This window comes from Citreimonas sp. (assembly GCF_042096055.1).
In the GTDB taxonomy this organism is placed as follows: Bacteria; Pseudomonadota; Alphaproteobacteria; order Rhodobacterales; family Rhodobacteraceae; genus Citreimonas.
On record NZ_JBELMH010000001.1, the window covers coordinates 23,278 to 44,297 of the forward strand.

Below are 21,020 nucleotides of genomic sequence, written 5' to 3' on the forward strand. Positions count from 1 at the left end.
GCCCGCCATGCAGCGCGCCGACCGCACCATCGCTTCCACCCTCGCCTTGACGCTCGCCCTTTCGGGGCCGCTTTCGGCACAGCAGATGGCCGATGGCCTGACCGACCTGCCCGAAGCCACGCAGGCGCGCCTCGATGAACTGGCCGCTGCCTGCGAAGAGACGGGCACGCTTCCCGAAGACGTCGAGGACGCGCTGAGCGACCTCGATTGCGCGACGGTTCAGGAGATGGCCGCGACCGGCGCCTCGGGCGAAGCCGAAGCCGAGGTCGAAGGTGCGGCCGAGGTCGAGGCTGAGGCGGACGCCGAAACCGACGTTTCGGAAGAGGCCGGCGAGGCTGCGGAAGAAGCGGCCGATGCCGTGGAAGGTGCTGCGGAAGGTGCGGCCAACGCCGCCGACCAGGCGCTCGATAACGCCGAAGGCCTGGCCGAGGATGCGGTAGAGGGTGTCGGTGACGCAGCCGCTGCGACGGCCGAGGCCGCCGAGACCGCGGCTGAAGAAGCCGAGGCCGAAGTCGAAGCCGAGGCGGAAGCTGAAGCGACCGCCGAGAGCGAGACGGAAACCACCTCGGAAGCGACCGAGACTGACGCGCAATCGGACGCGACCGCCCAGGCCGATGCGACCGCTGACGCTGATGCCGAGGTCGAAGCCGAAGCCGAAGCCGGTGCGGAAGCCGCCACCGACGCCGACACAGGAACCGGCGACTCCGTCGCCGAGGACGATCTGCGCCGCGCGCTCGAAGAGGGCGCCGACGAGACGCTCGACCAGGGCCGGGCGGACACCGAGACCGCGACCGACGGCGAAGCCGCCGCCGAGGCGGAAGCCGGGACCGACACCCAGGCTGATGCGGAAGCCGACGCCGCGACCGAAGCCGAGGCAACTGAATCCGTCGAAGGTCCTGAGGACATCGTGCCGATGGACGCCCAGGCCCAGGCCGACGCGCTGGCCGAGGACGAGGAAGGCACCACCGCCGCCGCGGCCGCGACCGACGACGCCTCGGCCGAAGCCGAGCCGGAGATGACCGAGGAGGTCGTCACCGAGGAGGACGTGCGCCAGTCGTCGGAGGATTTCGGTGCAGCATTCGGTGCAGCGAGCGCTTCGGCCCGCGACGATGACGACGACGATGACGACAACAACAACACGCTGCGCAACGCGGCGCTGCTCGGCCTCGGCGCCGTCGCGCTGAGCGAGATCCTGCGCGGCAACGAGCGTGTTGTCTCCAACAGCGGCGACCGTGTCGTGATCGAGGACCAGGGCCAGCTGCGCGTTCTGCGCAACGACGACGTCCTGCTGCGCCGCCCCGGCGCCGAGGTGCAGTCCTACCAGTACAACGACGGCTCGACGCGCCAGGTCATCACCTATGACGACGGCACCACGGTCGAGACGGTCCGCACCGTCGAGGGCCGCGTGCTGCGCCGCACCCGGACGCTGCCCGACGGCACCGAGATCGTGCTGTTCGACGACACGCAGCAATCGCAGAACGTGGACGTGACGACGCTGCCGCAGGCCGATGACGGCCCGCGCTTCAACTTCCAGCAGGTCACCGAGGACGAGCTGGTCGCCGCGCTGGGCGCCAACGCGCCGCAGGGCGTGAACCGGACCTTCTCGCTCAACCAGATCCGCAACATCGACGCGGTGCGCGAGCTGGCGCCCGAGATCGCCGTGGACACGATCAACTTCGAGACCGGCTCGGCCGCGATCCGTCCCACCGAGGCGCAGGAACTGGCCGCGCTGGGCAACGCCATGCGCCGGATCATCGAGCGTGACCCCGACGAGGTGTTCCTGATCGAAGGCCACACCGACGCCGTGGGCAGCGCGGCCTACAACCTCGCCCTGTCCGACCGCCGCGCGGAATCGCTGGCGCTGGCGCTGACCGAGTACTTCGACGTGCCGCCGTCGAACATGGTCCTGCAGGGCTACGGCGAATCCGACCTGCTGGTCGAGACGTCGGGCGCCGAGGTGCGCAACCGTCGCGCCGCAGTGCGCCGCATCACGCCGCTGCTGCGCCAGTAAAGGCTACGCCACGAATAATCGACAAGCGCCGCCTCGCCCCCACCGGGCGTGGCGGTTTTCGTTCATGTCGGGTGCTCGCGGCGACGGACGCAATCGTCTGGACAAGCCGCGCGTGCATCGTAGAGTGCCCCCGAGCAGCAAACGAGCGTGCACATGGTCCCGGTAACCTTTCGCGAGATCGCCCCGATCTTCCGCAGTTTCGACGAGGCGAAGGCCCGCGCGTTCTACATCGACTGGTTGGGCTTCGAGGTGGAGTTCGAGCACCGCACGGCGCCCGACCTGCCGCTCTACATGGGCCTGCGCCGCGCCGGTTTCGTGGTGCACCTGTCCGAACATCACGGCGACGCCACGCCCGGCAGCACGGCCTTCGTTCGGATGAGCGGGATCGAGGCTTTTCACGCCGAGATCACCGCGCGCCCCTATGCGAACAACCGTCCCGGTCTCGACCGGATGCCTTGGGGGCTTCAGGTCGAGGTCACCGATCCGTTCGGCAACCGTATCCGCTTCTGCGAATAGGCCCGGCCCGCAGGGAAGCGTCGCGAACCGGCGTCAGACCAGCATTTCCTTCGTCGCCGACAGCGTCACCTCGGGGTAGTCGCGCACCACGCGGTCGATGTCCCATTGCAGCCGCGTCAGGAAGACGATGTCGCCGTCGTTGTCGTGGCCGATATGCTGCTTGTTGGCGTTGGTCAGCTTATCGACCGCCGCCTTGGGGCCGTGCACCCAGCGCGCGCTGGTGAACTGCGACGGCTCGAACCGCACCGGCAGGCCGTATTCCATCTCGATCCGGCTGCCCAGGACCTCGAACTGCAGCGCGCCGACCACGCCCACGATGAAGCCCGACCCGAAGGCGGGCTTGAACACTTTGGCGGCGCCTTCCTCGGCGAACTGCATCAGCGCCTTTTCCAGGTGCTTGGCCTTCATCGGATCGCCCGCGCGGCACGACTGCAGCAGTTCCGGCGCGAAGGATGGAATACCCGTCACCTTCAGCGCCTCGCCTTCGGTCAACGTGTCGCCGATGCGCAGCTGGCCGTGGTTCGGGATGCCGATGATGTCGCCGGCCCAGGCTTCCTCGGCCAGTTCGCGGTCGGACGCGAGGAACAGCACCGGCGCCGAGACCGTCATCGGCTTCTTCGTGCGCACATGCGTCAGCTTCATGCCCCGGTTGAAATGCCCTGAGGCGAGCCGCACGAAGGCCACCCGGTCGCGGTGCTTGGGGTCCATGTTCGCCTGCACCTTGAAGACGAAGCCGGTGACCTTGTCCTCTTCGGGGGCGATCTGGCGCGGGGTGGCGGCCTGGGGTTGCGGCTCGGGGCCGTAGGTGGCGATGCCGTTCATCAGCTCCTGCACGCCGAAGCTGTTGATCGCGCTGCCGAACCAGATCGGCGTCATGTGCCCTTCCAGCACCGATTGCGGGTCGAGCGCGGGCAGCAGTTCGCGCGCCATCTCGACCTCCTCGCGCAGCTGGTCGAGCAGGTGGGCGGGCACGTGCTCGGCCATCTTCGGATCGTCGAGGCCTTCCAGCCGGACCGTCTCGGCGACCTTGTTGCGATCGGCCCGGTCCATCAGCTCCAGCCGGTCGTTGAGCATGTCGTAGCAGCCCAGGAAGTCGCGGCCCATGCCGATGGGCCAGGACGCGGGCGTCACGTCGATCGCCAGGTTCTCCTGGATCTCGTCGATGATCTCGAACGTGTCGCGCGCCTCGCGGTCCATCTTGTTGCAGAAGGTCAGGATCGGCAGGTCGCGCAGACGGCAGACCTCGAAAAGCTTGCGGGTCTGGCTTTCCACGCCCTTGGCGCCGTCGATCACCATGATCGCGGCGTCCACCGCCGTCAGCGTGCGGTAGGTGTCCTCGGAAAAGTCGCTGTGCCCCGGCGTGTCCACCAGGTTGAAGCGGTACTTGCGGAAGTCGAACGACATCGCCGAGGCCGAGACCGAGATGCCGCGGTCCTTCTCCATCTGCATGAAGTCCGACCGCGTGCGCCGCGCCTCGCCCTTGGCGCGGACCTGGCCCGCCATCTGGATCGCACCGCCGTACAGCAGGAACTTTTCCGTCAGCGTGGTCTTGCCCGCGTCGGGGTGCGAGATGATGGCGAACGTCCGGCGCCGGGCGATTTCGGCCGGCAGGTCGGGGCGGTTGTTGGGCGTGTCGAGCATGGCTGCGTGATAGGCCCGCCCGCATGGCTTGGCAAGCGGGCGCGCCGCGCCGTGGCAAGGCGCATGCGCGTCGCTCAGCCCAGCGAGGCGCGGCGCAACAGGTCGGCCGCGTCCGGGGCCAGGGCGGCCTCGCCGAGGTCGAGCGCGGGCGCCGTGCTTTGGCCGTGCGCGGGCAGCAGCAGGGCGGGTTCGGCCGCGTCGGGCAGGGCCGCGCCGGTGCGGTCGTCGACCAGCATGGATTCCGCGGCGATGCCCTCGGCGTAGACGATCTGGTGCCGGTCGAAGAGCATCTGGAAATAGTCGACGAAGCCGCCCTCGATCCGCGCGACGCTGTCGCCGTTGACCAGCTGGCGGGCGCGGACCATCACCTCGGCCCGGCCGGCGCCCAGCGCGTCGCGCCGCTGGTAGACCAGCAGCCGGTGGTCCGGGCTGACGGTCAGGTCGCCCGCGTTGTGAAGCGTGCCCGCGCGGATGCGGATCGGCGCGAAGGCCCCGGTGGCGCGCACCGTGTGGTGGCCGATCCAGCGCAGCGGCTGCGGGCCATCGTCGCGGGTCAGGATGCGGTCGCCGGGCGCCAGTGCCTCGACCGGAACCTGCGCGCCGCCGGCCAGCGCGATGCGCGTGCCGCGCGTGAAGGACATGCAGGCCGCGCGGGCATAGCGCGCCAGCGCGTCGCCGTCGGTGCCGATCAGCGCGTAGTCGCGCCCCGGGTGCAGATCCCCCAGCGGCAGGGCGTGGACCGCGACCAGCAGGCCCGCCGCGTCCGTCTCGACCAGCACCAGCATCTCGACCGTCGCGCCGTCGGTCGCCATCATAGTGGCGCAGCAATCCAGATGCACGCACCCGCGGGGTTGGCCGACGGGGCTATCCTCGGCCACCACGAAGGGCGGCGCGCCAAGGACCCGCAGCGCGCCCGGCGCGGCCAGCGCGGGGTCCAGCCGGTAGACGTCGCAGGGCTGCATCTCCGATGCTGGCGCCAGCGTATCGCCCAGGTTCGCACCGTCGACCACGCGCAGTGCCGCGCCCGGCAGAACCATCAGCCCCTGCGCGGCCCCCGTTGCGCCCGTCATCGTGATCGCTCCGTCCCGGTCGTCGTATGGGGTTTGCATGTCATTGGAATGTGGCATCTTATGGCCGCGCATCCGGCCTTTCGCCGGCACAGGCAACGACAGGAGAGCCGCATGGATCTGGGCATTCGTGGAAAACGCGCGCTGGTCTGCGCCTCGTCCAAGGGACTGGGGCGCGGCTGCGCCGAGGCGCTGGCCGAGGCCGGCGTCGACCTGGTGCTGAACGCCCGCGGCGCCGAGGCGCTCGACGCCACCGCACAGGCGATCCGCGACCGCCACCAGGTGCAGGTGACCACCGTGGCCGCCGACATCACGTCCGAGGATGGCCGCGCGCGGGTGCTGGACGCGGCGGGCGAGATCGACATCCTGGTCACCAACGCAGGTGGGCCCCCGCCGGGGATGTGGCAGGACTGGACGCGCGACGATTTCATCGCGGCGCTGGATGCCAACATGCTCACGCCGATCGCGCTGATGACCGCGCTGATGCCCCCGATGATCGAGCGCGGCTGGGGCCGGGTGGTCAACATCACCAGCCAGTCGGTCAAGGGGCCGATCGCGCAGCTGGGCCTCTCGAACTCGGCCCGCGCGGGCCTCACGGGCTACGTCGCCGGCACCGCGCGGCAGGTCGCCCCGCATGGCGTGATCGTGAACAACCTGCTGCCCGGCATCCACGCCACCGACCGCGCCGACCAGCTCGACGGCGGCGTGGCCGAGCGCGAGGGCATCACGCTCGACGAGGCGCGCGCCCGGCGCCGCGCCACGCTGCCCGCCCGCCGCTATGGCTCGGCCGAGGATTTCGGCGCCATGTGCGCCTTCCTGTGTTCGCAGCGCGTGGGCTTCATGGTGGGCCAGAACGTGCTGCTGGACGGCGGCGGCATCAATGCGACCTTCTAGGCGCCATGGCGCGCGGGCCTGACGCCGCCGGCGCGGGGCAGGGGCGGTCGCTGGCCGACCAGCTGTTCAACGCGGACAGCGTCGGCGATCTGGCCCGCGACTTCGCCGTCCTGCCGGGCTTCGACCCCGAGCGATTCCTGAGCGACACGCTGCCGGGCCTCGGCGCGCTGCCGTTGATGGCGCGGCTCGACCATCTGGCCGACGGGCTGCAGGCGCAGCTGCCGCGCGACTTCCCCGCCATGGCCGACGCGCTCGAGGCGGCGATGCCGCCGCCGCTGGACCCGGCGCGCGGCGACGACGATTTCGGGCGCTTCATCCACGCGGTCCATGGCGTGCTGGCGGCGCGGCACGGGCTCGACCACCCCGACCGCGCGCTCGACCTGCTGCACGCGGCGACTCGGCGCTTCTCGATGGAATACGCGATCCGGCCGTTCCTGAACCGCTGGCCCGACCGGACGCTGTCGCGCATGACCGACTGGGTCGAGGATCCGCATTACCACGTGCGCCGGCTGGTGTCCGAGGGCACGCGCCCGCGCCTGCCCTGGGGGCGCGCCGTGAGCATCGACCCGGCGGCGCCGCTGCCGCTGCTCGACCGGCTGCATGCCGATCCCACGCGCTTCGTCACCCGCTCGGTCGCGAACCATCTCAACGACCTCACCCGGCGCCACCCGCGGGCGGTGCTGGACCGGCTGGGCCGCTGGCGCTCCGAGGGCCGGCAGCGACCGGCCGAGATGGACTGGATCACGCGCCACGCCCTGCGCGGCGCGGTCAAGCGTGGCGACGCGGAGGCGCTGGCGCATCTGGGCTACCGCTCCGGCGCGGTGCGGGCCGACTTGCGCCTCGAGACGCCCAAGCCGCGCATCGGCGCGGCGTTGCGTTTTTCGGTGACGCTAGCAGCCGACGCGCCTCTGCCGGTGCTGGTCGACTACCGCATCGGTTTCGCGCGGCCCGGTCGCCCGGCCGAGAAGGTCTTCAAGCTGAAAACGACGCGGATCGTGCCCGAAAAGCCCCTGACGCTGGAAAAGACGCACCCGCTGAAGGGCAACGCCACCACGTTCCGCCTGCATCCCGGCCCGCACACGCTGGTGATCCAGGTCAACGGCGCCGACGTCGCCAGCGCCGGGTTCGAGCTTCGCGCCTAGTCGACCTGCCAGCGATGCTGGTGCTTTTCCAGCGCGGCGATGCGGTCCTCGGTCTTGGGGTGCGACATCAGCCAGGCGGGCACCGCGCCGCCGCGCGAACTTGTCAGCGCCTCGAGCTTGCGGAACAGCGATTTCTGCGGCTCGACCCCGATGCCCGCCTTGGTCAGCAGGGCGGCGGCGTATTCGTCCGCCTCGTACTCGTCCGAGCGGGACAGCCGCGCGGCCAGCAGCGACATCAGCCCGTTGGCGATCCAGATGCCGATGCCCGGCAGGAACCGCGACAGAACCATCGCCAGCGCCGTGCGCAGCGCGTTCTGGCCGGAAAAGTCGATCATCCGCCGCCGCGAATGGCCCAGGGCGACGTGCCCCAGCTCGTGCGCGATGACGCTCGCCATCTCCTCGGCCGAGACTTCGCCGTTCTGATACTTGCGGAAGAAACCGCGCGTGATGAAGATGCGCCCGTCGGGCGCGGCCAGCCCGTTCACCGGGTCGATCTCGTAGACGTTGACGCGGATACGCTTCAGATCCAGCGCCGCCGCCATCCGGTCGGTCAGCTTATTCAGCCGCGGATCGGCCAGCTCGGTCGAGCGTTGGTCGAGCTCGCGCGCGGTGCGCCACGCCGAGAAGCGGTACATCGCGACGGCGTAGAGGATGGCCAGCAGGATCGGGGTGAACTTCAGCATGCCCTGAATATGGGGCGCCGGCACGCCTTCGCCAAGCGCGGCGATGCGCGGCGCGGCGTCACGCCGGACGCCGCGCCCGCCACCGGAACGCGATCAGCCGAAGGTGTGCGCGAAGGCCTCGCGGTGCAGCGCCAGCAACTCGGCCAGCGGCGCCTCGGCGCCGCCCAGCCGCACCGCGTCGCCGCCGAAGCGGCCCACCGCCGCCAGCGGCACGCCCTCTTGCCCGGCCTTGACCATCAGCGCCTCGGCCGCGTCGAAGCCGCAGGCGATCAGGTAGCGCGCCTGGTCCTCGCCGAACAAGTGCGCGGTGTCGTCCACGTCGATCCGCACGCCGAGGCCCGCGGCCGCGGCCATCTCGAACGCCGCCATCGCGAGGCCGCCATCCGACAGGTCGGTGCAGGCGCCGATCCAGTCGCGGTGCGCCAGCACGAAGTCGCCGTTGCGCCGCTCGGCCGCCAGGTCCACCGGGGGCGCGTCGCCATCGGTCCGGCCCAGCGCGTCGGCCAGCAGCGCCGACTGGCCCAGGTGTCCCGTCGTCTCGCCCAGCAGCAGCGCCACGTCGCCCTCGCGCGGCAGGCCAAGGATCGGCGTCTCGCCCGCCTTGATCAGGCCGACCGCGCCGATGGTCGGCGTGGGCAGGATCGCGCTGCCGTCGGTCTCGTTGTAAAGCGACACGTTGCCCGACACGATCGGCATGTCGAGCGCGGTGCACGCCTGGCCGATCCCGTCCAGCGCGCCCACGAACTGGCCCATGATCGCGGGCTTTTCCGGGTTGCCGAAGTTGAGGTTGTCGGTCGTGGCCAGCGGCCGCGCGCCCACCGCGACCAGGTTGCGGAACGCCTCGGCCACCGCCTGCTTGCCGCCCTCGACCGGGTTCGCCGCCACGTAGCGCGGTGTCACGTCCGAGGTGAAGGCCAGCATCTTGTCGGTGCCGTGCACCCGGATCACGCCGGCGCCGTAGCCCGGTCCGCGCACCGTGTCGGCCATGACCTGGCTGTCGTACTGTTCGTAGATCCAGGCGCGCGAGCAATGGTTGGGGCTGGCCAGCAGCGTCTTCAGCGACTCGATCGCCTCGACCTGCGGCACGTCCTGCAGCGGCGACGCGGGCGGCGTCGGCACCCACGGCCGGTCGTATTCGGGCGCCGTGCCAGACAGCGCCTTCAGCGGCAGGTCGGCCATGACCTTGCCGTCATGCATGACGATGAAGCGGTCCTCGGCGATCGTCTCGCCCACGATGGCGAAGTCGAGGTCCCACTTGTCGAAGACGGCGCGCGCGGCTTCCTCGTGCGCGGGGTCCAGCACCATGAGCATGCGCTCCTGGCTTTCGGACAGCATCATCTCGTAGGCGGTCATGCCGGTCTCGCGGCAGGGCACGCGGTCGAGGTCCAGCCTCACGCCCAGGTCGCCCTTGTCGCCCATCTCGACGGCCGAGCAGGTCAGCCCCGCGGCTCCCATATCCTGGATCGAAATCACGGCCCCCGTCGCCATCAGCTCGAGGCACGCCTCCATCAGGCGCTTTTCGGTGAACGGGTCGCCCACCTGAACCGTGGGGCGCTTTTCCTCGATCGAGTCGTCGAACTCGGCGCTGGCCATGGTCGCGCCGCCGACGCCGTCGCGGCCCGTCCGCGCGCCGAGATACACCACCGGCCGGCCGACGCCCGACGCCGCCGAGTAGAAGATCTTGTCCACGTCCGCGATCCCGGCCGCGAAGGCGTTCACTAGGCAGTTGCCGTTGTAGGCCGCGTCGAAGCGCACCTCGCCGCCGACCGTGGGCACGCCGAAGGCGTTGCCGTAGCCGCCGATGCCTTCCACCACGCCGTGCACCAGCCGCCGGGTGCGCGGATGCTCGGGCAGGCCGAAGCTCAGCGCGTTCATCGCCGCCACGGGCCGCGCGCCCATGGTGAAGACGTCGCGCAGGATGCCGCCCACGCCGGTCGCGGCGCCCTGGTGAGGCTCGATGTAGCTGGGGTGGTTGTGGCTCTCCATCTTGAAGACCACGGCCTGCCCGTCGCCGATATCGACCACGCCCGCGTTCTCGCCGGGGCCGCAGATCACCTGCGGGCCGGACGTCGGCAGCTTGCGCAGGTGGATCTTGGACGACTTGTAGGAACAATGCTCGTTCCACATGGCCGAGAAGATCCCCAGCTCGGTGAAGCTGGGCGCGCGGCCGAGCAGGTCCAGGATCCTCGCGTATTCCTCGGGTCGGATCCCGTGCGCGTCGATCAGCGTATCGGTGATGGCCGGTTCGGTCATGCGGGCACAGTCCTTGAAGTCGGGCCTTGGGTCGCGTCGCGCGTTCTCTAAGCCAAGCCCGCCGCCGTGGAAAGACCAACCCTCACGCGCGCTGCACGCCCCGATCCCGGGCACAGCGCCGCACACAACCAATGCGCGAAAAAAAGGCCGAGCACAAAGCTCGGCCGAAGTCCAACAGGGAGGTATGAAGATGATGCACAAATCAGCGCTTCATCGTTCATATGCCGGATATGCCATCGCTCCGTATACGATCAAGGCAAATCCGCCTGCCGGTGTGGCATGGCCGCCATGCGTGTTGTGCATACCACACAATCTTTTCGCCTTAGACGTGCAGAATCGGATCAATCGGCGCCCATTGCCTTGCGCGATTTGCGGTGCGCGATGATCTCCTCCTGCACGAAGTCGCGGAAGGCCGACACGCGCTTGGATTGCCGCAACTCCTCGGGGTAGGCGAGGAAGACGGGCACCTCGACCGACTCGACGTCCGGCAGCACCCGCACGACCGACGGGAAGTCCTCGATGATGTAGTCGGGCAGCACGCCGATCCCGAGATTGGACAGCACCGCCTGCAGCACGCCGAAGTAGTTGTTCACCGTCAGCATCGACTGGATGTCGAAGGTCAGCAGCTGCTGCACCAGGTTCAGGCCCGCCGTCACCTGGGCCGAACGCGGATTCTGGCAGATCAGACGATGACTTGCCAGATCGGCGGGCGTCTTCGGCTCGCCCCGGTCGGCCAGGTATTCCGGCGTCGCGTAGAGCCGCATCCGGATGCTCATCAGCCGCTTGCGGATCAGGTCGGCCTGGCTGGGCTCCTTCATGCGGATCGCCACGTCGGCCTCGCGCATGGGCAGGTCGAGCACGCGCTCTTCCAGCATCAGGTCGATCTTCAGGTCGGGGAACTTCTCGTACAATTTGGCCAGCCGCGGCGCCAGCCACAGCACGCCGAAGCCGTGCGTGGTCGTCACCTTCAACTCGCCGAAGACCTCTTCCTCGCTGTCGCGGATGCGCGCGGTGGCGGCCTCGACGCGTTTCATCATCGCCTGCGTGGCATCGAACAGCAGCTCGCCCTGTTCGGTCAGAATCAGCCCCCGCGCGTGGCGGTGGAACAGGGTGGTGTTCAGCATCTCCTCGAGCGCGCGAATCTGCCGCGACACCGCCGATTGCGACAGGTGCAGCGTATCTCCCGCATGGGTCAGGCTGCCGACGTCGGCGACCGCGTGAAAGATTCGAAGCTTGTCCCAGTCCATGTTCGCAACTTTTTTCATGCTGAGCCCGGCGAAACGAAACGCCCGGCGATGTGTGGCCCCGTTTACGCAACAATGCCGTGAATGCACCAGAAATTTCTATGCAGGTCAGATATTATGACCTAAATTTCATGTTAAAATACCGACAACGGCGCGCATCCGGGCGCAGGGAGAACGCAGATGAGCAAACCGCAGATTTCGCTGAACGACCGCTTCGACCTGACCAAGGACACGGTCCTTCTGAACGGCACGCAGGCGCTCGTGCGTCTCATGCTGATGCAAAAGGCGCGCGACGTCGCGGCCGGGCTCGACACGGCCGGTTACGTCACCGGGTATCGCGGCTCTCCGCTGGGCGCGGTCGACCTGCAGATGACCCGCGCCAAGAAGCACCTCGAGGCCGCCGACGTGCTGTTCCGCGAGGGGCTGAACGAGGATCTCGCCGCGACCGCGCTCTGGGGCAGCCAGCAGGCCGAGCTGCGCGGCGAGGGCAAGCACGACGGCGTCTTCGGCCTGTGGTACGGCAAGGGCCCGGGCGTCGACCGGTCGGGCGACGTGTTCAAGCACGCCAACATGGCCGGCTCGTCGAAGCACGGCGGCGTGCTGGTGGCGATGGGCGACGACCACACCGGCGAAAGCTCGACCGTCTTGCACCAGTCCGAATGGGCGCTGATCGACGCCTACATGCCGATTGTATCGCCCGCGGGCGTGCAGGAGATCCTGGATTACGGCGTGTATGGATACGCTTTGTCCCGCTTTTCCGGGCTCTGGGTCGGCCTCAAGACCATGAAGGACACGATCGAGGCGACCGCCGTCGTCGACGGCCGGCCCGACCGGATGCAGATCGTCACCCCCGATTTCGCCATGCCCGAAGGCGGGCTGAACATCCGCTTGGGCGACACGCCGCACGCGCAAGAGGCGCGGATGATCGACTACAAGCGCTACGCCGCCGAGGCGTTCAGCCGCGCCAACGGCATGGACAAGCGCATGCACGGCAAGGCGGGCGCCAAGATCGGCTTCGTCTCGGCGGGCAAGAACTGGCTGGACCTCGTGCACGCCATGTCGCTGCTGGGCCTCGACGAGGCCGCGTGCGAACGGCTGGGCATCACCACCTACAAGGTCGGGCAGACCTTCCCGCTGGACATGCAGGGCTTCCACGACTGGGCCGAGGGGCTCGACCTGATCGTGGTGGTCGAGGAAAAGCGCAAGCTGATCGAGATCCAGATCAAGGAGGCGCTGTTCGACGACAACCGCTACCGCGTCTACGGTTGGTACAAGGGCGGCGCCGGCGGCATGCACCGCGAGGAATTGTTCCCCACGCGCGGCGCGCTCGACCCGGTCTGGATCGCGCGCAAGCTGGGCGACATCCTGATCGAGGAGGGCCGCGGCACCGACCGCGTCAAGGCAGGCCTGCAGCAGATCGAGGACGCGCAGAAGGCCGACAATTCCGAGGAGCTGGCCGCGCGGCTGCCCTATTTCTGCTCGGGCTGCCCGCACAACACCTCGACCAAGGTGCCCGAGGGCTCGCGCGCCTATGCCGGCATCGGCTGCCATTACATGGTACAATGGATGGACCGCGAGACGACCGGCTTCACCCACATGGGTGGCGAGGGCGTCAACTGGGTGGGCGAGGCGCCGTTCTCGACCCGCGGCCACGTGTTCCAGAACCTCGGCGACGGGACGTACAATCACTCGGGCGTGCTGGCGATCCGCGCAGCGCTCGCCCAGGGCACCAACATCACCTACAAGATCCTCTACAACGACGCCGTCGCCATGACCGGCGGCCAGCCGAACGAGGGCGGGCTTTCGCCCCAGCGTATCGTGGCCGAGTTGCGCGCCATGGGCGTCGGCACCGTCTTCGTCGTGCACGACGAAAAGGAACCGGTCGAGCGCGCCGACTACCCGCGCGAGGTCGAGATCCTCGAACGCTCGGAAATGGAGGCCGTGCAGAAGCGCTGCGCGCAGATCGAGGGCGTGTCGGCCATCGTCTACATCCAGACCTGCGCCGCCGAGAAGCGCCGCCGCCGCAAGCGCAAGCAGTTCCCCGATCCCGACAAGCGCGTGTTCATCAACACCGATGTCTGCGAGGGCTGCGGCGATTGCGGGGTACAATCCAACTGTGTCTCGATCGTGCCGGTCGAGACCGAGCTGGGCCGCAAGCGCGCGATCGACCAGTCGAGCTGCAACAAGGATTTCTCTTGCCTCAAGGGCTTTTGCCCGTCGTTCCTCACGCTTGAGGGGGCAAGCCCGAAGAAGTCCGCCACCACCGACGTGACGCTGCCCGACATGCCGCTGCCCACGCTTCCGGCGATACAATCCAGCTGGAACGTGATCGTCACCGGCGTCGGCGGCACCGGCGTCGTGACCATCGGCGCCGTGCTGGCGCAGGCCGCCCAGATCGACGGCAAGGGCGCCGCGATGATGGAGATGGCGGGCCTCGCCCAGAAGGGCGGCGCCGTGCACATCCACCTGCGCCTCGCCGAGAAGCCCGCGGACATCAGCGCCGTGCGCGTCGCCACCGGCGAGGGCGACGCCCTGATCGGCGGCGACCTCGTGGTCAGCGCCGGCGCCAAGACGCTGGGCCTGATGCGCCCCGGCACCGGCGGCGCCGTGGTCAACAGCCACGAGATCATCACCGGCGACTTCACCCGCGACACCGAGTTCACCATCCCCACCGACCGCCTGCGCCTGTCGATCGAGGCGAAGGTCAAGGACCGCCTGACGATGTTCGACGCCTCCGAGCTCGCCCGCGCCACGCTGGGCGATTCGATCTTCTCGAACATGATGATCCTCGGCGCCGCCTGGCAGGGCGGTCTCGTCCCGCTGACCTACGAGGCCATCGCCGAGGCGATCCGCCTCAACGGCGCCGCGGTCGAGGGCAATCTGCGCGCCTTCGAGCTGGGCCGCTGGGCCGCGCTGCACCCCGAGGACGCCGCCCGCGTCCTGACGCCGACCGTGGTCGAGAAGCCGAAGACCACAGAAGACCGCATCGCCTTCCGCGCCGATCACCTGAAGAAATACCAGGGCCGGCGGCTGGCGAAACGCTACCGCGCGCTGGTCGACGGCATCGACGATCCCGCCCTGCGCGAGGCGGTCGCCAAGGGATACCACAAGGTGCTGGCCTACAAGGACGAATACGAGGTCGCGCGCCTGCATCTCGACAGCCGCGCCAAGGCCCGCGAACAGTTCGACGGCGAATTCAGGATGACCTTCCACCTCGCCCCGCCGGTGATGTCGAAGACCGGCTCGGACGGGCGCCCGGTCAAGAAACCCTTCGGGCCGCGCATGCTGACCGCCTTCCGCCTGCTCGCGCCGATGAAGGTGCTGCGCGGCACGCCGCTCGACCCGTTCGGCCGCAGCGCCGAGCGCCGGATGGAGCGCGCGCTGATCGAGCAGTACGAAGCGGACATGGCCGAGTGGCTGCCCAAGGCGCGCCCCGAAACCCGCGACGCGCTGATCGCGCTGGCCGAGCTGCCGCTGTCGATCCGCGGCTTCGGCCCGGTGAAGGAGACCAACGCCGCCAAGGCCGAGAAGCGGCGCGAGGAGATCCTCGCCGTGCTGCGGCAGGGTGGTGTCGGCATGGCGAAGGCGGCGGAATAACCCCGCCGCCCTAGCGTCACGCCAGCGTCACGAAGCTGCGGCACAAGGACGGACCATGCCCAGACGATCCGTCCCGATGCCCGCACCGGGCCACGCCGCGCGCGACATCTCTTACAGCTACTCCGCCTCGACCCGGGGCGGACGCGCGCTCATCCGCCTGATGGAGAACGCCACCGGACGCGTCGGCCTCATACGCCGCGCCCGTGGCTACGAGACCGAGATTGCCGGCGGCCGCGACTTCTGGCAGGTGATGGTCGAACGCTACGGCCTGCAGCTCGAGATCGTGGCGGGCAGCCTCGCGAACCTGCCCGCCACCGGCCCGCTGATCGTCATCGCGAACCACCCCTACGGCATCCTCGACGGGCTGATGCTGGGCCACATCCTGTCGGTCGCGCGCGGCGATTTCCGCATCCTCGCGCATCGCGTCTTCCGCAAGGCGCAAGAGCTCGAGCGCATCGTGCTGCCGGTCGATTTCGACGACACCAAGGACGCCGCCCAGCGCAACATCGAGACGCGGCGCGCCGCGCTCGACTATCTGGGGCAGGGCGGCTGCGTCGGCGTCTTTCCCGGCGGCACCGTCTCGACCGCGGTGCGCCCCTTCGCGCACCCGATGGACCCGGGCTGGCGCGCCTTCACCGCGCGCATGATCGCCAAGTCGGACGCGACCGTGGTGCCGATCTATTTCGACGGCCACACCTCGCGCCTGTTCCAGCTCGCCTCGCACCTGCACGTCACGCTGCGCATGGGCCTGCTGATCCAGGAATTCCGCAAGCGTGTCGATACACCCGTGCGCGTCGCCATCGGCGAACCGATCCCGCGGGCGGCGATCGACGCACGCGCGCGGGATTCGCGCGAGATGATGGATTTCCTGCGACAAACCACCTATGCGCTGTCACCGGTGCCGTTGCGCTCGACCGATTACGGATTCGAGTTCGAGACGCGGCACCTGCGCCCCGGGCAAGAGGTCCGTCGGCGCTACTGAACGCGCGAGGGGTACAATGGCGGTAGGCGTATTCGATTCGGGGCTGGGCGGCCTGACCGTGCTGGACGCGGTGGCGCGGCGTCTGCCCGACGTGCCCTTCGTCTACTACGCCGACAGCCGCAACGCCCCCTACGGCGTGCGCGAGGCAGACGATATCCACGCGCTCACCGTCGCCGCCACCGAACGGCTGTTCGCCGCCGGCTGCGACCTGGTGATCCTCGCCTGCAACACCGCCAGCGCCGCCGCCCTGCGCCGCATGCAGGAAACATGGGTGCCGCGCGACAAGCGCGTGCTCGGCGTCTTCGTACCGCTGATCGAGGCGCTGACCGAACGGCAATGGGGTGACAATTCTCCCCCGCGCGAGGTCGCCGTGAAGCACGTGGCCCTGTTCGCCACGCCCGCCACCGTGCGCAGCCGCGCCTTCCAGCGCGAACTGGCATTCCGCGCCATCGGCGTCGATGTCGAGGCGCAGGCCTGCGGCGGTCTCGTCGACGCGATCGAGGACGGCGACATGATCCTGGCCGAGGCGCTGGTGCGCAGCCACGTGGACGCGCTCAAGCGCAAGATGCCCCACCCCGAGGCGGCGATCCTCGGCTGCACGCATTACCCGCTGATGCAGGAGATCTTCCAGGACGCGCTGGGGCCGGACGTCTCGGTCTACAGCCAGGCGAACCTGGTGGCCGAATCGCTGGCCGACTACCTGACGCGCCACCCGAACATGCTGGGGCAGGGGGCCGAGTCGGGGTTCCTGACCACCGGCAACCCGCTCAAGGTCTCGCAGCGCGCGACGCAATTCCTGCGACGAAAGATCGACTTCGCCGCCGCCTGACGCGGCCCACCGACCTTTCCCCATCGCATCCAGTCCAGGAGCAATCCCATGACCCATTCCATCGCCATCATCGGCGCCTCCGGCTATACCGGGGCCGAGCTGATCCGCCTGCTGGCCACCCATCCCGAGATGCGAATCACGGCGCTCGCCGCGAATTCCAAGGCCGGGCAGCCGCTGTCGGCGGTGTTTCCGCACCTGCGCCACCTCGACCTGCCCGATCTCGTGACCTGGGAAGAGATCGATTTCGACGGCATCGACCTGTGCTTCTGCGCCCTGCCGCACAAGACGAGCCAGGAGGTGATCGCGAGGCTGCCCGAGGGGCTGAAGATCGTCGACCTGTCGGCCGATTTCCGGCTGCGCGACCCAGCCGCCTACAAGAAATGGTACGGCAACGATCACGCCGCGCCCGAGCTTCAGGCCGAGGCGGTCTATGGCCTGACCGAGTTCTACCGCGACGAGATCGCCGCCGCGCGCCTGGTCGCCGGCACCGGCTGCAACGCCGCGACCGGGCAGTACATCCTGCGCCCGCTGATCAAGGCCGGCGCGGTCGACCTCGACGACATCATCCTCGATCTGGCCTGCGGCGTGTCGGGCGCGGGCCGCAGCCTCAAGGAAAACCTGCTGCACGCCGAACTGTCCGAGGGCACGAACGCCTATTCGGTCGGCGGCACGCACCGCCACCTGGGCGAGTTCGACCAGGAGTTCAGCGCCCTTGCGGACCGCGAGGTGCGCATCCGCTTCACGCCGCACCTGGCGCCGTTCAACCGCGGCATCCTCGCCACCGCCTACCTGACCGGCGACGCGCGCGCGGTCCACGCCGCGCTGTCGCAGGCCTACGCGGATGAGCCGTTCATCACCGTCCTGCCGATGGGCGAGACGCCGTCGACCCACCACGTGCGCGGCTCGAACTTCTGCCATATCGGCGTGGTGGCCGACCGGATCGACGGGAAATGCAACGTGGTCGCGGCGCTCGACAACCTGTGCAAGGGCTCGTCCGGCCAGGCGCTGCAGAACGCCAACCTGATGCTGGGATGCCCGGAAACCGCCGGCCTACTGCTGGCGCCCTGCTTCCCGTAAGCGGTCTTCGAACCGGCCGCGGCATGCCCGTCGCGGCCGGCCTTTGCGGGACAAAGGTTGCCAACAGGTAAACCCGTCCCTGCAAGTCATTGATTTCCTTCGGGCGCCTGCATGTCCCATCGTGGGACACCCGAATCCGGCCCATTTCGGCTGGGTCGCCGGGGCGGCAAATTGACCGCCGCGGCGGGCAGGGCTTCCGCAAACCCCCCGAGTCCCTATATCCTGCCCAGGACCATCCGGGGGAGCCATGGCACTCACATCCTTGAAGAAGAAGCGCCGGATCCAGATCGTCGCCCTCGCGGCCGTGGCCCTGATGGGCTCGACCGCGCTGATCGGCTACGCGATGCAGGACGGGATCAACTTCTTCCGCTCGCCCAGCCAGGTGATGGCCGAACCGCCCGCGGCAGCTGAAACCTTCCGCATCGGCGGGCTGGTCGAGGAAGGCAGCCTGGTCCGCGGCGACGGCGAGCGGATCCGCTTCAACGTGACCGACGGCGGCGCCTCGGTCCCGGTGGTCTTCTCGGGCGTGCTGCCCGACCTCTTTGGCGAGAACCAGGGCATGGTCGGTACCGGCCGCTACGTGGACGGCGTCTTCGAGGCGTCCGAGATCCTCGCCCGCCATGACGAGACCTACATGCCCAAGGAAGTCATCGACGCGCTGAAGGAGCAGGGCACCTACGTGGAGCCCGCCCCCGGCAGCTGACGGCGCGGCTTACTTGCCGCGCCAGATCCACCCGCCACCGAAGATGCGCGTGCCCTCGGGATCGTAGAACACGCAGGCCTGGCCCGCGCTCACGCCTTCCTCGGGGGTCAACAGCTCGACCTCGGCCTCGGTCTCGGAAATCGGCCGCAGCACCGCCTCGCGCGGCGGACGGGTCGAGCGGACCTTGACCGACAGGTGCCATTCCGCCCGCGAGGTCAGCGGTTCGTCGCCCAGCCAGTTGATCTCGCGCACCGGAATCGTCCGTGTGGCGAGCATCTCCTTCGGGCCGACGATCACGCGGCGATTCTCGACGTCGAGCTTCACCACGTAGAGCGGATCGCTCAGCCCGCCGATGCCGAGACCGCGGCGCTGCCCGATCGTGTAGTGGATCACCCCGCGATGCTGACCCAGCACGCGCCCCTCGGGATCGACGATGTCGCCCGGCTCTGCCGCGCCCGGGCGCAGCTTCTCGATCACCGAGGCATAATCGCCGTTCGGCACGAAGCAGATGTCCTGGCTGTCTGGCTTGTCCGCCACGCTCAAGCCGTAGCGCGCGGCCAGCCGGCGCGTGTCGTCCTTGGACGGCAGGTGGCCCAGCGGGAAGCGCAGGAAATCCAGCTGCTCCTGCGTCGTCGAGAACAGGAAATAGCTCTGGTCGCGGTTGGAATCGGCAGCACGGTGCAGCTCGGCCCCGCCGGGGCCGGCCTTGCGCTGGATATAGTGCCCGGTCGCCATGCAATCGGCATCGAGATCGCGGGCTGTCTGCAGCAGGTCCTTGAACTTCACCCGTTCGTTGCAGCGGATGCAGGGCACCGGCGTGGCACCGCCCAGGTAGCTGTCGGCGAATTCGTCGATCACCGCCTCTCGGAAGATGTTCTCGTAGTCGAGCACGTAGTGCGGGAATCCCATCTCGTCGGCCACGCGGCGCGCGTCGTGGATGTCGAGGCCGGCGCAGCACGCGCCCTTCTTGGCCAGCGCCGCACCGTGATCGTAAAGCTGCAGCGTGACGCCGACCACGTCGTAGCCTTCCTCCTTCAGCATCGCGGCCACGACGGAACTGTCGACGCCGCCGGACATGGCGACGACCACGCGGGTGTCGGAAGGAGCTTTGGGCAGGCCGAGCGAGTTGAGCGGGCTTGCGTCGAGGGGCATGGGCATTCTCCGGAAGTTGGGCGGAATATAAGAAAATCCGAAGCTTTCTCAAGGTGTCGGTTCAGGCGCCGTTAAGTGCGTTGTGAAATCAAGGACCCCGGTAAACGGAGTGGGGTTTTGGTCATGTTTCTCAAGAAGGTCGACGGTCCCCGCGCGGTCAAGCTGCCTGACGGCACCTTCTTGACGCGCGCCGATCTTCCGGCAGCCGATACCAAACGCTGGGTCGCCTCGCGCAAGGCGGCCGTGGTAAAGGCGGTCCAATACGGATTGCTGTCGGTCGAACAGGCCATGGAACGCTATGCGCTGAGCGAGGAAGAGCTGTCGCACTGGCTGCGCGCCGCCACCCAGCACGGGGAAGAGGCGTTGAAAACGACGCGGATCCAGAAATTTCGTCAACCATAGGTTGGATTTACCATTCTAGGCATTATGGTAAGGTGGTGTTAACTATTTTCCGACAGGTTAATCTCAGCTCGTGACATAATGACTGGAGACAGCCCATGCGCATCCTGTTGGTCGAGGATGATCCCACCACCGCCAAGAGCATCGAACTGATGCTCGGGCACGCCAACCTGAACGTCTACACGACCGATCTTGGCGAAGAGGGGGTCGATCTTGCGAAGCTGTACGATTACGACCTCATCCTCCTCGATCTGAACCTGCCCGACCTGAACGGGTACGAGGTGCTGCGCCAGCTGCGCGTCGCGCGGATCGAGACGCCGATCCTGATCCTGTCGGGCGAGGACGAGACGGAGAGCAAGATCAAGGGCTTCGGCTTCGGCGCCGACGATTACCTGACCAAACCCTTCCACCGGGACGAGCTGATCGCGCGCATCCATGCGATCATCCGGCGCTCGAAGGGGCATTCCCAGTCAATCATCCGGACCGGCAAGGTCGCGGTCAACCTGGACGCCAAGACGGTCGAGGTCAGCGGCAAGGCCGTGCACCTGACCGGCAAGGAGTACCAGATGCTCGAGCTTCTCAGCCTGCGCAAGGGCACGACGCTGACCAAGGAGATGTTCCTCAACCATCTCTACGGCGGCATGGACGAGCCCGAGCTTAAGATCATCGATGTCTTCATCTGCAAGCTGCGCAAGAAGCTTTCCGAGGCCACCGGCGACAGCAACTACATCGAGACGGTGTGGGGCCGCGGCTACGTCCTGCGGGATCCCGAGCCTGCCGTCGACGATCCGGCCCGCGTGGCGGTGAACGGCTGATTTCGGTCGATCGCG

The 21,020-nt window shown here is 68.5% G+C and carries 17 protein-coding genes; 11 read left to right on the plus strand and 6 right to left on the minus strand.

The genetic code is table 11. From position 1 onward, the window contains the following. Window positions 1–7 precede the first annotated feature (7 nt). Together ACFDTC_RS00115 and ACFDTC_RS00120 are read left to right on the plus strand one after the other, a co-directional pair. Window positions 8–2,011 (plus strand): OmpA family protein, encoded by a 2,004-nt coding sequence (locus ACFDTC_RS00115; protein WP_375256823.1) that lies wholly within the window; start codon window positions 8–10, stop codon window positions 2,009–2,011. Between the two features lie 153 nt (window positions 2,012–2,164). Continuing rightward, window positions 2,165–2,527 carry a glyoxalase superfamily protein gene (locus ACFDTC_RS00120; protein ID WP_375256824.1) on the plus strand — a complete coding sequence of 121 codons (363 nt, stop codon included), beginning with the start codon at window positions 2,165–2,167 and terminating at the stop codon, window positions 2,525–2,527. Between the two features lie 33 nt (window positions 2,528–2,560). On the opposite strand, the gene ACFDTC_RS00125 is transcribed toward ACFDTC_RS00120, so the two are convergent. Together ACFDTC_RS00125 and ACFDTC_RS00130 are read right to left on the minus strand one after the other, a co-directional pair. Next, window positions 2,561–4,168, minus strand: a complete 1,608-nt coding sequence (locus ACFDTC_RS00125; RefSeq protein WP_375256825.1) for a peptide chain release factor 3 — start codon at window positions 4,166–4,168, stop codon at window positions 2,561–2,563. Window positions 4,169–4,242: 74 nt separating this feature from the next. After that, window positions 4,243–5,277 carry a Hint domain-containing protein gene (locus ACFDTC_RS00130; protein WP_375256826.1) on the minus strand — a complete coding sequence of 345 codons (1,035 nt, stop codon included), beginning with the start codon at window positions 5,275–5,277 and terminating at the stop codon, window positions 4,243–4,245. A gap of 72 nt (window positions 5,278–5,349) precedes the next feature. On the opposite strand from ACFDTC_RS00130, the gene ACFDTC_RS00135 reads away from it, so the two are divergent. Continuing rightward, window positions 5,350–6,129 (plus strand): SDR family oxidoreductase, encoded by a 780-nt coding sequence (locus tag ACFDTC_RS00135; RefSeq protein WP_375256827.1) that lies wholly within the window; start codon window positions 5,350–5,352, stop codon window positions 6,127–6,129. A 5-nt stretch (window positions 6,130–6,134) separates the two neighbouring features. Further along, window positions 6,135–7,271: a hypothetical protein gene (locus tag ACFDTC_RS00140; protein ID WP_375256828.1), complete on the plus strand. Its 1,137-nt coding sequence runs from the start codon at window positions 6,135–6,137 to the stop codon at window positions 7,269–7,271. Here the strand turns inward: ACFDTC_RS00140 and ACFDTC_RS00145 are convergent. The 3 genes from ACFDTC_RS00145 to ACFDTC_RS00155 all read right to left on the minus strand — a co-directional run bounded on the left by ACFDTC_RS00145 (window position 7,268) and on the right by ACFDTC_RS00155 (window position 11,454). After that, on the minus strand, window positions 7,268–7,954 hold the full coding sequence (locus ACFDTC_RS00145; RefSeq protein WP_375256829.1) for a M48 family metallopeptidase: 687 nt from the start codon (window positions 7,952–7,954) through the stop codon (window positions 7,268–7,270). The two genes, ACFDTC_RS00140 and ACFDTC_RS00145, sit on opposite strands and share 4 nt — an antisense overlap. 93 nt (window positions 7,955–8,047) lie before the next feature. Continuing rightward, window positions 8,048–10,207, minus strand: coding sequence for a phosphoribosylformylglycinamidine synthase subunit PurL (gene purL / locus ACFDTC_RS00150; RefSeq protein ID WP_375256830.1), 2,160 nt, complete (start codon window positions 10,205–10,207; stop codon window positions 8,048–8,050). 341 nt (window positions 10,208–10,548) lie between these two features. Beyond that, on the minus strand, window positions 10,549–11,454 hold the full coding sequence (locus ACFDTC_RS00155; RefSeq protein ID WP_375256978.1) for a LysR family transcriptional regulator: 906 nt from the start codon (window positions 11,452–11,454) through the stop codon (window positions 10,549–10,551). 177 nt (window positions 11,455–11,631) lie between these two features. On the opposite strand from ACFDTC_RS00155, the gene ACFDTC_RS00160 reads away from it, so the two are divergent. The 5 genes from ACFDTC_RS00160 to ccmE all read left to right on the plus strand — a co-directional run bounded on the left by ACFDTC_RS00160 (window position 11,632) and on the right by ccmE (window position 18,639). Continuing rightward, window positions 11,632–15,048, plus strand: coding sequence for an indolepyruvate ferredoxin oxidoreductase family protein (locus tag ACFDTC_RS00160; protein WP_375256831.1), 3,417 nt, complete (start codon window positions 11,632–11,634; stop codon window positions 15,046–15,048). A 76-nt stretch (window positions 15,049–15,124) separates the two neighbouring features. Beyond that, window positions 15,125–16,030 (plus strand): lysophospholipid acyltransferase family protein, encoded by a 906-nt coding sequence (locus tag ACFDTC_RS00165; protein WP_375256979.1) that lies wholly within the window; start codon window positions 15,125–15,127, stop codon window positions 16,028–16,030. A gap of 16 nt (window positions 16,031–16,046) precedes the next feature. Next, window positions 16,047–16,859, plus strand: coding sequence for a glutamate racemase (gene murI / locus ACFDTC_RS00170; protein ID WP_375256832.1), 813 nt, complete (start codon window positions 16,047–16,049; stop codon window positions 16,857–16,859). A 48-nt stretch (window positions 16,860–16,907) separates the two neighbouring features. Beyond that, a complete protein-coding gene (argC, locus tag ACFDTC_RS00175) occupies window positions 16,908–17,936 on the plus strand; it encodes an N-acetyl-gamma-glutamyl-phosphate reductase (protein WP_375256833.1) in 1,029 nt (342 codons plus the stop codon). 247 nt (window positions 17,937–18,183) lie between these two features. Then, entirely contained in the window at window positions 18,184–18,639 is a 456-nt protein-coding gene (gene ccmE / locus ACFDTC_RS00180; protein WP_375256834.1) for a cytochrome c maturation protein CcmE, read from the plus strand. A 9-nt stretch (window positions 18,640–18,648) separates the two neighbouring features. Here ccmE and mnmA read toward each other — a convergent pair whose 3' ends face one another. After that, a complete protein-coding gene (gene mnmA / locus ACFDTC_RS00185; protein WP_375256835.1) occupies window positions 18,649–19,791 on the minus strand; it encodes a tRNA 2-thiouridine(34) synthase MnmA in 1,143 nt (380 codons plus the stop codon). 123 nt (window positions 19,792–19,914) lie between these two features. Between mnmA and ACFDTC_RS00190 the strand changes: the two genes are divergently transcribed. Further along, window positions 19,915–20,193, plus strand: a complete 279-nt coding sequence (locus ACFDTC_RS00190; RefSeq protein ID WP_375256836.1) for a DUF1153 domain-containing protein — start codon at window positions 19,915–19,917, stop codon at window positions 20,191–20,193. Window positions 20,194–20,288: 95 nt separating this feature from the next. Beyond that, window positions 20,289–21,005: a response regulator transcription factor CtrA gene (ctrA, locus tag ACFDTC_RS00195; RefSeq protein WP_375256837.1), complete on the plus strand. Its 717-nt coding sequence runs from the start codon at window positions 20,289–20,291 to the stop codon at window positions 21,003–21,005. Window positions 21,006–21,020: the final 15 nt, after the last annotated feature.

Coding starts and splice junctions, on each gene's coding strand:
- ACFDTC_RS00115 (WP_375256823.1), top strand. CDS start 8: ATGCAGCGCGCCGACCGCACCATCGCTTCCACCCTCGCCTTGACGCTC.
- ACFDTC_RS00120 (WP_375256824.1), top strand. CDS start 2,165: ATGGTCCCGGTAACCTTTCGCGAGATCGCCCCGATCTTCCGCAGTTTC.
- ACFDTC_RS00125 (WP_375256825.1), bottom strand. CDS start 4,168: ATGCTCGACACGCCCAACAACCGCCCCGACCTGCCGGCCGAAATCGCC.
- ACFDTC_RS00130 (WP_375256826.1), bottom strand. CDS start 5,277: ATGCAAACCCCATACGACGACCGGGACGGAGCGATCACGATGACGGGC.
- ACFDTC_RS00135 (WP_375256827.1), top strand. CDS start 5,350: ATGGATCTGGGCATTCGTGGAAAACGCGCGCTGGTCTGCGCCTCGTCC.
- ACFDTC_RS00140 (WP_375256828.1), top strand. CDS start 6,135: ATGGCGCGCGGGCCTGACGCCGCCGGCGCGGGGCAGGGGCGGTCGCTG.
- ACFDTC_RS00145 (WP_375256829.1), bottom strand. CDS start 7,954: ATGCTGAAGTTCACCCCGATCCTGCTGGCCATCCTCTACGCCGTCGCG.
- purL (WP_375256830.1), bottom strand. CDS start 10,207: ATGACCGAACCGGCCATCACCGATACGCTGATCGACGCGCACGGGATC.
- ACFDTC_RS00155 (WP_375256978.1), bottom strand. CDS start 11,454: ATGGACTGGGACAAGCTTCGAATCTTTCACGCGGTCGCCGACGTCGGC.
- ACFDTC_RS00160 (WP_375256831.1), top strand. CDS start 11,632: ATGAGCAAACCGCAGATTTCGCTGAACGACCGCTTCGACCTGACCAAG.
- ACFDTC_RS00165 (WP_375256979.1), top strand. CDS start 15,125: ATGCCCGCACCGGGCCACGCCGCGCGCGACATCTCTTACAGCTACTCC.
- murI (WP_375256832.1), top strand. CDS start 16,047: ATGGCGGTAGGCGTATTCGATTCGGGGCTGGGCGGCCTGACCGTGCTG.
- argC (WP_375256833.1), top strand. CDS start 16,908: ATGACCCATTCCATCGCCATCATCGGCGCCTCCGGCTATACCGGGGCC.
- ccmE (WP_375256834.1), top strand. CDS start 18,184: ATGGCACTCACATCCTTGAAGAAGAAGCGCCGGATCCAGATCGTCGCC.
- mnmA (WP_375256835.1), bottom strand. CDS start 19,791: ATGCCCCTCGACGCAAGCCCGCTCAACTCGCTCGGCCTGCCCAAAGCT.
- ACFDTC_RS00190 (WP_375256836.1), top strand. CDS start 19,915: ATGTTTCTCAAGAAGGTCGACGGTCCCCGCGCGGTCAAGCTGCCTGAC.
- ctrA (WP_375256837.1), top strand. CDS start 20,289: ATGCGCATCCTGTTGGTCGAGGATGATCCCACCACCGCCAAGAGCATC.